Consider the following 13941-nt stretch of genomic DNA (forward strand, 5'->3'; position numbering starts at 1 on the left):
ATTTGTAGAAGTTTGATAAACAATGTTGTAAAAAATATTTCACTTTTTTTTCAGAAAAAGGCTTGCAAATATAAAATCAGCAGCTTTTATATAAGTCAATCATAAATAATAGCAACCTAATAAAATAGTCTACTGACTCAGCTAGTTCAGAGCATTCCGATTTTCAATCGGAAGCGGTCAGGATATTTTGCATTTGTAGAAGTTTGATAAACAATGTTGTAAAAAATATTTCACTTTTTTTTCAGAAAAAGGCTTGCAAATATAAAATCTAGCTGTATATTTGCACTCGCAATCACAAAATGATAGCAACCTATAAAATAGGGCGATTAGCTCAGCTGGTTCAGAGCACCTCGTTTACACCGAGGGGGTCGGGGGTTCGAACCCCTCATCGCCCACAGAAAATTCCTTAAGTCATTAAGGATTTTTTTTTGGATTTTCTTGAATGTAATAATTACAATCAGATTTTGGGGAGATACTCAAGCGGCCAACGAGGGCAGACTGTAAATCTGCTGTGAAAACTTCGCAGGTTCGAATCCTGCTCTCCCCACGAAAAAAAGCCTATAAATCGAAAGATTCATAGGCTTTTTGTTTGCTAAGAATGTTTTTTAGTCTTTTGTTACAACTTAAGGTCGAATGGCACAAAAATACCAAAAACTCCAAGAGCAGATAGCCTCTTGGAGTTTTTTTATAAATTTTCCTTCGTCAGCCTATCCAATTCTTTCAACAAAGTCGGCATTCTAAATTCTCCATGCATGCCTTCGACTTTTTTATAAGCTTCATCCAAATCAATTCCGATAGAAGTAATGTATAACGGTTTCTTGCTATCCCCTCTAAAAAGAGCTTTTTTATTCTTTTCAATGGAAGCAAAATTGGTTTTGGCGACACCGATAATCGGAATTTCTTTATTTAGTTTTTCATATAAGTAACCGCCCAAACCATATTTTAGTTCATCATTCAAGTAAACAAAACCGTCAACAACGATTGCTTCAACTTTAGACAAATCTATTTGGTTTAATAAACTCAAAATGCATGGCAATTCTCTTTTGTAAAATTCTCCAGGAATATATTCCGCTACATTGTCGATTGTTTCAGAATGAATTTTGAAATTTTTGTCCTCATTCCATTCTGAAAATTCAAGACAAACTGTTTTTGCTTTTTGGTCAAAGTAATACGTGTCAAAAGCTAGAATCATATATTATTTTTTCTAAAGTATTAGAGTCTAAAAATATAAAAACGATTGTGAAAGACGGCTTATTTACGGAAACAATTTCTTCTTTTTAACAAGATTATTAAACTTTAAAATTCAAGCTTTTGAAAAACTCATAAATAAATGTAGTTTAGCTAAAATTTTAAGAATGTTTCTTTAAACAATATTTCAAAATGAAATGGATCACTAGAGAAAGACCTAAAATAGATCGAATCGCCTGTCCGTGGCTGATTCGAAGATTTGTTGATTCTGAATCTGAATTTATTTATGTTCCATTTGCTGACGTTTTAAGAAAGGCAGAAGAGCTTAATGCTATTCCATTTGATATTCCGAATGTTGAGTTTACGCATTATAATGAAGAATGCACTTTTGATTATATTGTAAAGAAATACGGAATTAAAGATCCAGCGATTAAAATTATTGCAGGAATTGTACGCGGAGCTGACACTGACAGGCATGAAATTGCTAAAGAGTCAGCTGGGCTGTGGGCTATTTCGGCTGGATTAGCTCATAATATCAAAGACGACTACGAACTATTAGAAAGCGGGATGGTTTTATATGATGCTTTATACAGCTGGGCCACGCATTTGTACCAGCAAAATCATTTGCAGAACAGTCCGTTCGAAAAACTGTTGCATGAGGTTTATGATAAGTTTCTTAAAGACAAAAAATCGGCCGGAAAAACGCCTTCGTGGGTAAAAGATTTAAAAAATATTATTCAAGATCAAATTGATGCTCAATTTACTTTTGATTTAAAGAAAATTTCGAGCGAATTAGATTTAAATCCATCGTATTTATCTCGAGAATTTTCGAAACATTTCGAAGATTTGAATTTTGGCGAATATGTTAGAAAACTTCGTATTGAAAAAGCGATTCATCTGATTGAGAATTCTTCTCATAACTTGACAGAAATTGCATATATGACAGGTTTTTCAGATCAAAGCCATTTTACTAGAATTTTCAAACTTCATACAGGAAAAAATCCTTCGGCTTATAGAAAAAAGTCTAGAAAATAAATCCTGTTCAAATAATTAAAAACTCTAGCAGAAGTCACTATTTTCTCGCGTCTCTATCTGTTTATTTTAACAAGATCATCAAGCTTTTTAATCATTTTAAATTAAAACTATCTAGAAATTTAATTGATTATCATTACCTTGGTTACAATCAATTAAACTAAAGTTTATGAAAACTAAAATGATATGGGCCAACTTGGTTTCAAACGATTTACAGCAGACAATTCAGTTTTATACCGATTTAGGATTCAAACAAAACGGACAAAACACAGAGGAAATCGTGAGTTTTTCTATTGAGGAGAATAATTTTATAATCAACTTTTTTACAACCGATAGATTTAAAACGGCTTTAAAAGGCAATTTGGCAAATTCTAAAAATGAGAATGAAATCATCTTCTCGCTTTCTGCAGAGAGCAGAGAAGAAGTAGATCTTTGGTATAAAAAAGTCAAAAAAGCTGGTGCAACCATTTTTTCTGAACCCGAAAATTACCAATTAGGCTACACTTTTGGTTTTGCTGATCCAGATGGACATAAGTTTAATTTTCTTTATTGGCCGGGAATGTAAAAAGGCCTCAAGTCTGTTCACAATCTAAAAGTTTATATGGAACTTAAAATTCCACATGTTTATAAGAATATTGAGAAAGTTTAGTTCTTTTTTGCCATATGGCAAATTTTCAATAAAAACTTATGTCTAACTTTCGTGCATGAAAGAATTAGTAAATTACATATTGCAGTTTGGCAATTTAAATCAGCATCAGATTGATTTAATTTTAACTAAAGCCAAAGAAAAAGAAATCAAAAAGGAAGACTATTTTTCTGAAGCCGGAAAAATCGCTTCTGAAGTTGGTTTTATCATAGATGGAATAATGCGTGTCTGTTACTACAACAACAAAGGCGAAGAAATTACCAAATACTTTATAGACGAAAATAATCTTGTAGTAGATTTGGAAAGTTTTGATAATAATATTTGTTCGTCTGCTTATGTGCAAGCAGTTACAGATTGCAAAATAATTGTATTCTCAAAGAAAGATTGGCAAGAATTATTAAATACCATTATTGGCTGGGACACGATTGTACATAAAATTATTTCAAAAGCATTAATGCAGAAAGTCGCTAGAAGAAGTCCGCTTGTTTCAGAAGACGCAACAACTCGTTATCTATCTTTCATGGAAATGTTTCCAAACGTAATTAATCGAATACCGCTTTCGTATTTGGCTTCATATCTCGGAATCACACAATCTTCTTTGAGCAGAATTAGAAAAAATATCCGCTAAAATCGCTTTTTGCCATATGACAAATGTTTTTGTTTTTCATTGACGGAACTTTGCTTCAGATAATTTAAAAAGACAAAAAATGAAAACAGTATTAATTACAGGAGCAAATAGAAGTATTGGTTTAGAAACAGCGAAACAGCTTTCAGAAAAAGGATTATTTGTTTATCTAGGAACAAGAGATCTTGCAAAAGGAGAAGAAGTTGTAAAAGAATTAAATGCGAAAGGATTTCAAAACATACAAGCTATTCAAATTGATGTTACAGATGCAGAAAGCGTTTTGGCTGCAAAAAACATCATTGAAAAAGAAAAAGGCAAATTGGATATTTTAATAAATAATGCTGGAATTTTAGGAGATATTCCACAAAATCCTTCTACAACTTCTATAGAAGATATTCAACGAGTTTTTGATACCAATTTCTTTGGAGCAATAACAGTTACGCAGACTTTCATTGAGCTATTGAAAAAATCAGATAGTCCAAGAATCAGCAACATTACATCTGGACTTGGGTCTCTTACTTTACACAGTGATCCAACTTGGAAATATTTTGCCATAAAAGGAATTTCGTATGTATCGTCTAAAACAGCTTTAAACGCATTTACCGTTACTTTAGCGCATGAATTGAAGGATCTTGCATTCAAAGTTAATTCAATTGACCCAGGTTACACGGCAACAGATTTTAATCATCATAGCGGTCCAGGAAGTGTTGAAAGCGCAGCAAGTTTCATTATAAAACATACTTTAGTTGATAAAAATGGACCAACTGGAAAATTCTTCAGCAACGATATTGAAGACGAAAGCGAAGAAAGTCCGTGGTAAAAAACTTTTAATACCGAATAAAAACTCCAAAGTCAAAAGATTTTGGAGTTTTTATTTTGGATTATGATTGTTTTTAAAACTTAAATTACGATTAATAAAAAGTAAAAGCGGTAAATTAGCAGTCTGAAAATTTCTAAAACGAAAGTTATGTCTATTACCACAGAAGCAGAATTAGCCGGAATGAAAAAAGCCAGTGAGGCCGTTGCATTTACTTTAAAAGAAATGAGAAAATTTGCCAAAGCAGGTATGTCAACCAAAGAATTAGACGAATATGGCGGGCAGATATTGAAAAGTTTCGGAGCTAAATCTGCGCCTTATGAAACTTATGGTTTTCCAGGCTGGACTTGTATAAGCGTTGATAATGAATTCTGCCACGGTATTCCTTCTGAAAAAAGAATTCTTCAAGAAGGAGATTTGATCAATATCGATGTTTCTGCCGAATTAAACGGTTTCTGGTCTGATAATGGAGGCTCTTTTGTGATTGGAGAAGATATAAATGAACATCAAAAATTGATTGAAGCTTCTAAACAAATTTTGCATAAAGCAATTCACAACATAAAAGGCGGCGTCCGAATTTCTGACATCGGATTTTTAATTGAAACAGAAGCAAAGAAAAAAGGCTATAAAGTCATTAAAAACCTAACGGGACATGGAGTAGGGAGAAGCCTTCATGAAGCGCCTCATGAAATTGCCAACTACAGAGACCGTTTTAATGTGACGAGATTTAAAAAGAACTCGGTCGTAGCAATTGAAACTTTTATTTCAACGACTTCTACTTATGCAGAAACAATGAAAGATGGCTGGACAATGGTTGGAAATAAAGGCGGCTTTATGGCTCAGCACGAACATACAATTGTCGTGACAGAAGGCAAGCCGATAATTTTAACCGAAATGAATGAAATTTGGAATTAATGATTCCCAATACGCAAAAAAAAACTCCATTATTTCTAATGGAGTTTTGTTTTTTAGGAGGTTTTATTTTGCGCATTAAATGCTGCAACTAATTTTTTATTTGCTTCAATGATTTTCTGAGGATTAATCATATTTGAGTTAAATATGAAATCATAATTTTCATCTTTTGGCTTAAACTGATTCACACCAAAAGCCACACTATTTGCAGGTATATTTTTGGTTATAATAGCTCCCGCGCCAATAACCGAATTTTCCCCAATAACTATTGGACCTAAAATTTTGGCGCCATCAGCAATAATCACATTTTTAGCAATAATAGGATTTCCAACATTTTCCCATTCATCATTAATTTTATTGTATTTCAAATTGGCTCCAATGGAAACGTTTTGAAAAATAACCACATTTTCACAGATTTTAGACGCCACGATTGTACATCCGCGTCCGTGATGTGCAAACAAAACAGATTTAGCCATCTCTGCACAATTTATTTCGCAGCAATATAATTTCTCTAATAAATTGGCCGCAATTAGCTTTAAAAACTTATTTTTTGAATGACAATTGATTTTAACTAATGTATTAAACATATTGTTTTTAAACGTTTAGCAATAACTCATACTTCATAACTCATAACTCAATTTAAGGTTCCCAAAGTTCAATTTTATTGCCTTCCGTGTCCATAATGTGCACAAACTTGCCATATTCGTAGGTTTCGATATCGTCGAGAACTGTAACTCCGTTTGCTTTCAGTTTTTCTACAAGACCTTCAATATTCTGAACACGATAGTTTACCATAAATTCTTTTTTAGACGGAGAAAAATATTCATCACCTTTCTTAAAAGGACACCATTGTGTAGATTCTATCTGTTCTGGATTATCCATATTTCTAGATTCGAAACTTGAAGAACCCCATTCGTTGATTTCTAATCCTAAATTTTTAGCATACCATTCTTTAGTTTCTTTCGGATTATCCATAAAAAAGAAAATACCACCAAGTCCTGTCACTTTTGGTGTTGTATCGTTTGAATTATTTTCCATAGGAGAGTTTTCCATATTTTCTCATTTTATTTTTATAACTAATTTAAATTATTTTTTAAGATTATCTAACTTTAACCTAAGTAATACTTTTAATCCAAAACCATATAGATGAGATATAATGTTTTATTGTTGCTTTCTATTTTAGTAATTAGCTGTATAAACAAGTCAATTGAAAACAAAGGTATTGTACCTTCAAAAACTTTTATATCTCAAGAGAAAAGAATAAACTCAAGAGCTACTAAAAAAACAGAAATTTTCTCAGAAAGCGAGACTTTTATAGATAGCATAAAAATTGCTGAAAGTAGAAAATATAAAATTGAAATTACACAGTCTACAATTGATACTATTACGAATGTTTCTTTCAACCTGTTTGTCAAGAAAAACGACAAATGGAATAAAATTCAAAATTATTCTATAAAAAAAGAAAGTGACGTTCCTTTGATTACAGAGATTAAAGATTTTAATAATGATGGATTAAATGATTTTACAATTCATTATTCGACAGCAGGAAGAGGTGCAAATGATATTAGAAAATTGTTCGTTTTTTCTAAAAAACATGAAAAATTCATTGAAATTAAGAATTCAGATTTATACCCTAATCTTCAGTATAATAATAAATTAAATTGTATAGATGCTTTAAGTGTTTATTCAGGTTCAACCACAACCTTTTTAAAACTTAAGGCTGATCAATTAGTTGAATTTGCTAGGGTTGATGTTATAGATGGCAATGTTGATATTTATTTAATTAAAAACAATAAACAAATTAGACTTCGGTCTGAAACATACACAGGTTCAAATGATGAAATGATTAGATTTGTTAATTATGATCCATTAGAAGAATATGACTACACAGATAGTTCAGACAATTAACTAAATTGAAAAAATATAAAAATGAAAACGGAAAGAATCTACAAAATCCTATTTTCTAGCGTATATCCTTTATACATTCAAAAAGTTGAAAAAAAAGGAAGAACTAAAGAAGAATTAGATATCGTAATCAAATGGCTTACAGGATATACTGATAACCAAATTAAAGAGCAGATTGAAAAGAAAGTAGATTTTCAAACATTCTTTGCCGAAGCTCCAAAAATCAATCCGAATGCTTCTAAAATTACGGGGGTGATCTGTGGTTATCGTGTAGAAGAGATTGAAGATCCATTGATTCAAAAAATGCGATATCTAGACAAACTAATTGATGAAATCGCCAAAGGAAGAAAAATGGAAAAGATTTTAAGAGAATAAAAAGTCCTTCAAAAATATTTGAAGGACTTTTAGTTTTAAACTCTTAATAAACCGCGAAAACCTCTCGCAGCATAATATGATTCTGCACCGTTATGATAAACAAAGACGGTATTATATCTAAAATCTGAAAAAATAGCACCGCCCAGTTTTCTAATTTCTGGCGGAGTTAAAATCCAGCTTGAAGTTTTGGCATCAAACTTTCCTAATTTTTGCAGCTCTTTATATTGCTCTTCGTTTAAGATTTCAATTCCCATTTGTTCCGCCATGTTTATAGCGCTGTCAGCTGGTTTATGTTCTTTTCTTTTTTCCAGCGCTTCATGATCATAACAAACACTTCTGCGCCCTTTCGGACTTTCAGCAGAACAATCCACAAAAAGATATTCGTCAGTTTTAGCATCATATCCAATTACGTCCGGCTCGCCTTCAGTTCTTTCCATTTCGTCAAGAGACCATAGTTTTGATGGATTAGCTTTTAGTTTAGCTTCAATTTTTGCCCAATCTAGATTTTCGTGACGGTTTTTATTCTTTTCAAAACGCTTTTCGAGTATGCTCAATAATTCGTCTTGTTCGTTTATGGTAAGTTGCTTTTTCATTTTATTAAGTTTTTAATTCGAACTGCATCTTCTTGTTTCTGGTCTGAAATACCAGGAAACAACTGTTAGAACAATTAGCAATATTGGTCCAAAAAGTGCTGACGCGTCATCTTTTATAGCCAAATGCGAAAACACAGCTCCAGACATTGCAAAAAAGAAACCTGCATAAGCCCATTCTTTCAATAAACCGAATTTTGGAATCAGAATTGCGATTACTCCCAAAAGCTTCCAAACGCCCAAAAGCGTTAAAAAATAAAGCGGATATCCTAAATGCTGTATCATTACTGCTTCTTCTTTGATAGGAATAAGCTGTACAATTCCTGTTGATGTCATTCCTAAAGCCAACCATAAAGTGGCAACCCAATAGATAATTTTATTTCTTTTGCTCATGATTTTTATTTTAGTTTAGTTACAATTTCTTCCAATCGTTTGTGCGCCATATTTAATCCTTGTGCAAATGGCAGTTTTAACTGCGTTGTTCTATGTTCGATAGATTTGTAAATGATCTGCATAGTCAATTTGCTGGTATCATCTGTTAGTTTTTCAAACTCTAAAAATTCCAATTGAGGCGCAAAATTGGCGTTATCCATTTCAAAAGTGCGCACTATTTTTTCATTCGGAACAAAATCATGAAAAACACCATTTGCTTTAAAAACTACATTCCCATTAGGATCGCTGGTTTCATATTCCCATCCGCCATATTTTTTACTTTCCAGTTTCAAGACTTTTGTGCCCATCCATTGTGCTACAATTTCAGACTCGGTATGAGCTTTAAATAATAATTCAACTGGCAAATCAAATTCTCTTGTAATCACAAGATCTAGTCTGTCATCTTCGGCATGAATTTTTGTTTTCTTTTCCATGGTTTATTTTTTATAGTTTTTCATAATTGATTCTAACTTATTAAAACGATCATCCCACATTTTTCTGAATGGTTCGATGAACTTGTCAATTTCTTTCATTTTTTCTGGGTTTAAATGATAATAAATTTCTCGTCCGTTTTGTGTTTGGTGCAATAGCTCACATTCGTTCAAAATCTGAATATGCTTTGAAATAGTCTGTCTTGACGAATTAAAATTCTCGGCAATTGCCCCAGGCGTCATAGCTTGAATGGCAACTAAACTTAAAATAGCTCTTCGGGTAGGATCGGCTATGGCTTGAAAAACATCTCTTCTAATTTCCATTATGCAGTTATTTGACTGCAAATATAATGAAGTCATTTGACTGCGCAATATTTTTTTTCATTTTTTTTTCAAAAATAAACCTTCAAACTTTTCAATTTGAAGGTTTTATGATATTTAGTTTATTTAAAAAAGTGCTTTTTAATCTAATCCCGCAAATTGAAATGGCTTTGTTTCCTTAAAATTCAGAAGTGAATCGCCAGAATAATTCTCATTATTGGCCAAACTTAATTTTTTAATTTTTCCTTTTTCACTAAAATCAATCTTACTGAATTCAACCCAAATCACATTCGGATTCAAAACATTATCAAAATAATAAACCAGATTTTTCTGATCAGCCACCGTTCTCCAGCGGGTAGAGGAGATGTTAGGTTCTGTTTCTGAGGAAATTCCCAAAGGAACAGAACAGTTTCTAATCACGCCAAAAACACTAGACAAAGCTGTTCTGATATTATCTGTCTTCGGAATTGCATCAATATAATAAGAAGCTCTTACAAAGCGATCTGCAGCACGATTAGTGCCTGGTAGCATAATTGTACCCGGAATCCCTTTCCAATACGCATTGATAGCCAATTGCTGCTCAAAAATAGGAGAATTGGTCATTGCTACATATTTTCTATCATGATGAATAACCAACTTGCCGTTTATATATTCAAAAATAGCATTATCTCCAGTAGAATCAGAAATAGAAAGATGCACTGTAGCATAAATATTCGTTCCTGGAATATGTGAAGAGGTAATTACAAAATCATTCCTTCCAAGTGCCGCAACCGTTTCTGCAACAGTAGAAAAATTATCTAAAACATATTGAAGCCATAAAGAAACAGCCAGACCTTTTACTTTTCCATTTTTTTCAAACGGAGGATATTGCGATTCTACCAACCACAAAAGGTTGCCTACAAGTCCTTTTTCGTTCATACCATCAGAAGAAGCAATGTCCCAAGAACTGGTAATAACGCTTCCGTATTTAGATTTCCATTTAATCGAACTGGTTCCAACTTCACCAGATCTTTCAATTCCACGCGGAAAAATCCATAAATTGGCGGGAATTTCACCTTTCCAATCCATCGATCGTGCAGTAATAATTGTTCCGTTTAGACCTTCGTAAACTATCCTTGTACATGGAAGTACAGTTTCAGTCATTAATAAAGTAAAAGCAAGTAGGGCGGGAAAAATTCTGTTTTTGGGTTTCATAAAATTTTAGATTTTAATTAAACGTTTAACTTGAATTTATCAGTTTTTACTGCAATTTACGGAATTTTTATTTTAATTATTTGAAAATGAAATTAATAGTAATAGAAAAGCACCAAGATAATTCTCAGCGCTGTTAGTTTTTATTTTAAAGCGAAATACTTTTATCTATATTGATTTGCTCCAAAAAAGATTGATCATGCGAAATCACAATCAAAGTTCCTTTGTATTCATTGATTGCAGCGGTTAATATTTCAATGTTTTGAATATCGAGATTATTTGTTGGCTCGTCCAGAATGATAATCTCAGGCGATTCGTTGCTAATAGTTAAACAGCACAACATTAAACGCATTCGTTCGCCTCCGCTTAGTGCATTGCAAGGTTTGTCCCAGTCATTTCTAGAAAACAAAAAGCGATTCAGTCTCATTTTTATTTCATGCTCCTCTAAACCGTAGTCATTAAAAACCTGAGCCTGTTCATAAATTGTAAGATTCTGATTCAATAATGAATAATCCTGATCTATATAAATTGCTTTTTTGGCTAATGAAGTTGCTTGTCCTTGCGTTGGATTTAATTCTCCTAGAATAATTTTGATCAAGGTTGTTTTTCCAGAACCATTCAAGCCTTTTATAGCAAGTCGTTCTCCAGAAAGAATTTCAAAATCGAGATTTTCTTTCCAAAGAAGTTTATCTCCATAAGCATAATTAATATCTGAAGCCTCAAAAAGAGTTTTTCCTTTAAGAAAAGAATTGTTTTCAAATCCAAATTTCATCTGATCTATAGTCGGAAGAGACGATCGTAACTGTCTTAAATCCTCAGAAATACCGCTAATTTTTTCAGCGTGAACGTCTTTGAGTTTAGAACTGCTGTTTTCCGCTTTATTTCGAAGCGTATTCATCATAATTCTGGCAACACCAGACTTTTCCTGTTTCTTTTTGCCTCTAGAATCCAATTTATTTTGGCGTTCAATAGTTTCTCTTTCTTTTTCTTTGGCTTTTTTCAATGCCTTTTCTTTGCTCTGAACATCTTGTTCTAAAGCATTGTTTTCAATTTTCTTCTGTTCACTATAAAAATCATAATTGCCGCCATAGACCGAAATTTCATTTTTTGTCATTTCTAAAGTCTTATTCAAAAGATTGAGCAGTTTTCTGTCGTGACTAACCACTAAAAGTGTACTAGAAGTAGATTTTATAAAATCATATAATAATGTTCTGCCAGCAAAATCTAAATGATTGCTAGGCTCGTCCAATAAAACTAAATCAGGTTCATGAATCATAATTCCGGCCAAGAAAACTTTTGTTTTCTGACCACCACTTAAAGTTTCCATTTTTTGGTCCAAATCCAAATCATGAAGTTGCCAATAGGACAAAGCTTCATTACACCGTTCCTCGATTGTCCAATCGTCATTTAGAAGCTGAAGATTTTCTTCGGTTACAGTGCCTTCAAGTATTTCTTTAAGTGAAGTTATTTTTTCCTTTATTTGCAAGGCTTCTGAAATAGTAAAACCATTAAATTGTCCGAATAATTGCGGAACAAAATAAGGTTTTGAATTATGAATAATCTGCCCTGAAAAAGGCTGTAATTCACCTGCAATAATTTTTAATAAAGTAGATTTTCCAACACCATTATTCCCGACCAAAGCGGTTTTCTCGTGATGATTTAGCGTAAAACTAATGTTTTGAAACAGCATGTCTTTATTCTCATGCTGATATGAGATATTTTGAAGAATAAGCATAATTCCTTTCTTTTATAGATAAATAATCTAGCAGCCACAAAAGAGTGGTTGCCTACTAAATTTTCATGAAAGAAATTATTTTTCACATAGAGCCTGCTTATTTTAAAGAGATGCAAAGATATTTATTTTAGTCTTAAAAATCAAAAAACCATTCACTACAATTGTAAAGAATGGTTTTTTGAGTAGAATTACTAGTAATTCTTGTTTAAATTTTATCAAATGTTAGTTTGGCTTCTTTGGTGTCTAAAATTAACTTATCGTCTGTGATAGTGCTTTCACATACATAAGGTGTTCCAACTTCGTCTTTAATAACTAGTTTTTTGCCTTTTTGAGTTAAAGCATAAGTTCCGTCTGTGATTTCACGAAGCAGATATCCTGTTACATGCCCGTCTTCTGTAAAAGTAAGCATACCATTGGTTAAAATCGCATTTTTTGTAGAATCAGAAACAGCTTCTTTTGGTTCTACGGCAGTAACTTTCCATGAATTCACAAGCTTGTCTCTTTTACGATGGCATGAAACAATTAATACTACGATAGCAATGGCAATTACGAGGGTAAATAATTTAGAGTTTTTCATGATTTTGTGATTAAAAGTTAAACAGGAAAAAGTTACAAAAAAAAACAACATTAAAATATTCGAAATCAAATATTTATAAAGATTTTTTTTACTTCTTAAATTGAATTGCTTTTAATGCTAAAGGCCTCTATTTTCGGTACTTTTACTGATAACCAGCTGTTTATAAATCAGCACTGGTAAAAGTCAAAATTAGTCTGATTGGCTTTCTAAGGCTAACTAATTTAAGGTTAAAGCCCCTAAAATTTCTTCATACATGAACGGTCCGCCTGGATAAGTCGCGGTATAATCCAAATTCATCCACACTTGGCCGCGTTCGTCTATATGATAGTGCAGTTTTTTGCCGTAGCTTTCTTTTACAAAGAGCACGTTTTTAATCAAGTAATTGACTTTTTCTAAATCAATCATTGAACCAATTAATATTTCAGGATAAATATGTCCTTTCGTATGGATAAGGCGCGGAGTTCCGCCAATGGAACGCACGGCTGCTGCCATCAAAATAGAGTGATCATCGCAATCGCCAGAGAAATATTCTAAAGATTCGCTGGCGGTTGCAATATAATCACCGTCTTTTGGATCGTTTACATAGTTCCACCTGCTGTTTATTTCTTTAAAAACAGCAAAACATTGAATTATAGTTCGATAATCTGAGTACCCTCTAATGCCTTTAAAATGCTTTGAAGTTGCCATAATAGCAAAATTTCGCACTTTCGGATTCTGATATTCTATAGCATTGATAATCTTTGTTTTATTTGGAAAAGGAAGCAGTTTTGCTACAATAATATCTTGCGGATATGGATTATCAGACATGGTATAAATCATAGAATTATAATCTTCTGAGATTTCGTTAAAACCATAATTTCCAATCACAGATCCATAAAACAGAATCAATAAATAAACTGCAACGCACAGAATAATAATTGTTCTGAGATACATCAGAAGAAAAAATACAGCTGCAAAAACAAAAATAAAAATGAATATGCGATCTAGATTGAATGCCCATTCCAAATCGATCAAATTTTGATGCAGTATGATGAAAATCGGAATCGTGATTAAAAGACTTAGAATCGAAATAATAATCCTGTCCCACGGTGATTTCACCTGTAGTTTAGATTTTAATCTCGGTAAGTCAATTTTAGGGAATTTCATCATACGAATCAAAAAGCA

Annotated in this window: 18 protein-coding genes and 2 tRNA genes; 9 read left to right on the forward strand and 11 right to left on the reverse strand. The window is 32.5% G+C overall.

The window, feature by feature from the left end; all coding sequences use genetic code 11:
- The first annotated feature begins 320 nt into the window (after positions 1–320).
- Both BLP44_RS08410 and BLP44_RS08415 read left to right on the forward strand, forming a co-directional pair.
- A tRNA-Val gene (locus BLP44_RS08410) sits at positions 321–395 on the forward strand.
- 71 nt (positions 396–466) lie between these two features.
- Positions 467–547, forward strand: a tRNA-Tyr gene (locus BLP44_RS08415).
- A gap of 138 nt (positions 548–685) precedes the next feature.
- On the opposite strand, the gene BLP44_RS08420 is transcribed toward BLP44_RS08415, so the two are convergent.
- Positions 686–1192, reverse strand: a complete 507-nt coding sequence (locus BLP44_RS08420; RefSeq protein ID WP_008464168.1) for an endonuclease V — start codon at positions 1190–1192, stop codon at positions 686–688.
- Positions 1193–1380: 188 nt separating this feature from the next.
- Here BLP44_RS08420 and BLP44_RS08425 point away from each other — a divergent pair, with 188 nt between their 5' ends.
- The 5 genes from BLP44_RS08425 (at position 1381) to map (ending at position 5223) form a co-directional block, all read left to right on the forward strand.
- A complete protein-coding gene (locus BLP44_RS08425; RefSeq protein ID WP_091131647.1) occupies positions 1381–2223 on the forward strand; it encodes a chromate resistance protein ChrB domain-containing protein in 843 nt (280 codons plus the stop codon).
- 166 nt (positions 2224–2389) lie between these two features.
- Positions 2390–2785, forward strand: a complete 396-nt coding sequence (locus tag BLP44_RS08430) for a VOC family protein (RefSeq protein ID WP_091131650.1) — start codon at positions 2390–2392, stop codon at positions 2783–2785.
- 139 nt (positions 2786–2924) lie between these two features.
- On the forward strand, positions 2925–3494 hold the full coding sequence (locus BLP44_RS08435; protein WP_008464164.1) for a Crp/Fnr family transcriptional regulator: 570 nt from the start codon (positions 2925–2927) through the stop codon (positions 3492–3494).
- Between the two features lie 79 nt (positions 3495–3573).
- Positions 3574–4311 carry an SDR family NAD(P)-dependent oxidoreductase gene (locus BLP44_RS08440; RefSeq protein WP_091131653.1) on the forward strand — a complete coding sequence of 246 codons (738 nt, stop codon included), beginning with the start codon at positions 3574–3576 and terminating at the stop codon, positions 4309–4311.
- 147 nt (positions 4312–4458) lie between these two features.
- Positions 4459–5223, forward strand: coding sequence for a type I methionyl aminopeptidase (map, locus tag BLP44_RS08445; protein ID WP_008464162.1), 765 nt, complete (start codon positions 4459–4461; stop codon positions 5221–5223).
- A gap of 53 nt (positions 5224–5276) precedes the next feature.
- On the opposite strand, the gene BLP44_RS08450 is transcribed toward map, so the two are convergent.
- Entirely contained in the window at positions 5277–5696 is a 420-nt protein-coding gene (locus BLP44_RS08450) for a serine O-acetyltransferase (RefSeq protein ID WP_236940362.1), read from the reverse strand.
- A 163-nt stretch (positions 5697–5859) separates the two neighbouring features.
- Positions 5860–6273, reverse strand: a complete 414-nt coding sequence (locus BLP44_RS08455) for a VOC family protein (protein ID WP_091131660.1) — start codon at positions 6271–6273, stop codon at positions 5860–5862.
- Between the two features lie 93 nt (positions 6274–6366).
- On the opposite strand from BLP44_RS08455, the gene BLP44_RS08460 reads away from it, so the two are divergent.
- Both BLP44_RS08460 and BLP44_RS08465 read left to right on the forward strand, forming a co-directional pair.
- The gene (locus BLP44_RS08460; protein WP_091131664.1) at positions 6367–7128 is read left to right on the forward strand and encodes an XAC2610-related protein; all 762 of its coding nucleotides are present in this window, start codon (positions 6367–6369) and stop codon (positions 7126–7128) included.
- Between the two features lie 21 nt (positions 7129–7149).
- A complete protein-coding gene (locus tag BLP44_RS08465; protein ID WP_091131667.1) occupies positions 7150–7500 on the forward strand; it encodes a DUF2200 domain-containing protein in 351 nt (116 codons plus the stop codon).
- 35 nt (positions 7501–7535) lie between these two features.
- Here the strand turns inward: BLP44_RS08465 and BLP44_RS08470 are convergent, their stop codons facing one another.
- The 8 genes from BLP44_RS08470 to BLP44_RS08505 form a co-directional block, all read right to left on the reverse strand.
- On the reverse strand, positions 7536–8093 hold the full coding sequence (locus BLP44_RS08470) for a DUF4256 domain-containing protein (protein WP_091131671.1): 558 nt from the start codon (positions 8091–8093) through the stop codon (positions 7536–7538).
- A 12-nt stretch (positions 8094–8105) separates the two neighbouring features.
- The gene (locus BLP44_RS08475) at positions 8106–8483 is read right to left on the reverse strand and encodes a DoxX family protein (protein ID WP_091131674.1); all 378 of its coding nucleotides are present in this window, start codon (positions 8481–8483) and stop codon (positions 8106–8108) included.
- A 5-nt stretch (positions 8484–8488) separates the two neighbouring features.
- Positions 8489–8956 (reverse strand): SRPBCC domain-containing protein, encoded by a 468-nt coding sequence (locus tag BLP44_RS08480; protein WP_091131678.1) that lies wholly within the window; start codon positions 8954–8956, stop codon positions 8489–8491.
- Positions 8957–8959: 3 nt separating this feature from the next.
- Complete coding sequence (locus BLP44_RS08485) at positions 8960–9277, reverse strand: ArsR/SmtB family transcription factor (RefSeq protein WP_008464153.1); 318 nt, start codon at positions 9275–9277, stop codon at positions 8960–8962.
- A 138-nt stretch (positions 9278–9415) separates the two neighbouring features.
- Positions 9416–10468 carry a linear amide C-N hydrolase gene (locus BLP44_RS08490; RefSeq protein ID WP_066034631.1) on the reverse strand — a complete coding sequence of 351 codons (1053 nt, stop codon included), beginning with the start codon at positions 10466–10468 and terminating at the stop codon, positions 9416–9418.
- Between the two features lie 145 nt (positions 10469–10613).
- Positions 10614–12200 carry a ribosomal protection-like ABC-F family protein gene (abc-f, locus tag BLP44_RS08495; protein ID WP_091131681.1) on the reverse strand — a complete coding sequence of 529 codons (1587 nt, stop codon included), beginning with the start codon at positions 12198–12200 and terminating at the stop codon, positions 10614–10616.
- Between the two features lie 205 nt (positions 12201–12405).
- Positions 12406–12777: a hypothetical protein gene (locus BLP44_RS08500; RefSeq protein WP_236940363.1), complete on the reverse strand. Its 372-nt coding sequence runs from the start codon at positions 12775–12777 to the stop codon at positions 12406–12408.
- A gap of 216 nt (positions 12778–12993) precedes the next feature.
- Positions 12994–13926 carry a transglutaminase-like domain-containing protein gene (locus tag BLP44_RS08505; RefSeq protein WP_066034633.1) on the reverse strand — a complete coding sequence of 311 codons (933 nt, stop codon included), beginning with the start codon at positions 13924–13926 and terminating at the stop codon, positions 12994–12996.
- Positions 13927–13941 lie beyond the last annotated feature (15 nt).

Origin of the sequence: Flavobacterium anhuiense, from assembly GCF_900101855.1 — a bacterium.
Lineage (GTDB): Bacteria > Bacteroidota > Bacteroidia > Flavobacteriales > Flavobacteriaceae > Flavobacterium > Flavobacterium anhuiense.

Excerpts from the sequence above, each read along its gene's own strand:
- BLP44_RS08420 (WP_008464168.1), bottom strand. The coding sequence starts at position 1,192 with ATGATTCTAGCTTTTGACACGTATTACTTTGACCAAAAAGCAAAAACA.
- BLP44_RS08425 (WP_091131647.1), top strand. The coding sequence starts at position 1,381 with ATGAAATGGATCACTAGAGAAAGACCTAAAATAGATCGAATCGCCTGT.
- BLP44_RS08430 (WP_091131650.1), top strand. The coding sequence starts at position 2,390 with ATGAAAACTAAAATGATATGGGCCAACTTGGTTTCAAACGATTTACAG.
- BLP44_RS08435 (WP_008464164.1), top strand. The coding sequence starts at position 2,925 with ATGAAAGAATTAGTAAATTACATATTGCAGTTTGGCAATTTAAATCAG.
- BLP44_RS08440 (WP_091131653.1), top strand. The coding sequence starts at position 3,574 with ATGAAAACAGTATTAATTACAGGAGCAAATAGAAGTATTGGTTTAGAA.
- map (WP_008464162.1), top strand. The coding sequence starts at position 4,459 with ATGTCTATTACCACAGAAGCAGAATTAGCCGGAATGAAAAAAGCCAGT.
- BLP44_RS08450 (WP_236940362.1), bottom strand. The coding sequence starts at position 5,696 with ATGGCTAAATCTGTTTTGTTTGCACATCACGGACGCGGATGTACAATC.
- BLP44_RS08455 (WP_091131660.1), bottom strand. The coding sequence starts at position 6,273 with ATGGAAAACTCTCCTATGGAAAATAATTCAAACGATACAACACCAAAA.
- BLP44_RS08460 (WP_091131664.1), top strand. The coding sequence starts at position 6,367 with ATGAGATATAATGTTTTATTGTTGCTTTCTATTTTAGTAATTAGCTGT.
- BLP44_RS08465 (WP_091131667.1), top strand. The coding sequence starts at position 7,150 with ATGAAAACGGAAAGAATCTACAAAATCCTATTTTCTAGCGTATATCCT.
- BLP44_RS08470 (WP_091131671.1), bottom strand. The coding sequence starts at position 8,093 with ATGAAAAAGCAACTTACCATAAACGAACAAGACGAATTATTGAGCATA.
- BLP44_RS08475 (WP_091131674.1), bottom strand. The coding sequence starts at position 8,483 with ATGAGCAAAAGAAATAAAATTATCTATTGGGTTGCCACTTTATGGTTG.
- BLP44_RS08480 (WP_091131678.1), bottom strand. The coding sequence starts at position 8,956 with ATGGAAAAGAAAACAAAAATTCATGCCGAAGATGACAGACTAGATCTT.
- BLP44_RS08485 (WP_008464153.1), bottom strand. The coding sequence starts at position 9,277 with ATGGAAATTAGAAGAGATGTTTTTCAAGCCATAGCCGATCCTACCCGA.
- BLP44_RS08490 (WP_066034631.1), bottom strand. The coding sequence starts at position 10,468 with ATGAAACCCAAAAACAGAATTTTTCCCGCCCTACTTGCTTTTACTTTA.
- abc-f (WP_091131681.1), bottom strand. The coding sequence starts at position 12,200 with ATGCTTATTCTTCAAAATATCTCATATCAGCATGAGAATAAAGACATG.
- BLP44_RS08500 (WP_236940363.1), bottom strand. The coding sequence starts at position 12,777 with ATGAAAAACTCTAAATTATTTACCCTCGTAATTGCCATTGCTATCGTA.
- BLP44_RS08505 (WP_066034633.1), bottom strand. The coding sequence starts at position 13,926 with ATGATGAAATTCCCTAAAATTGACTTACCGAGATTAAAATCTAAACTA.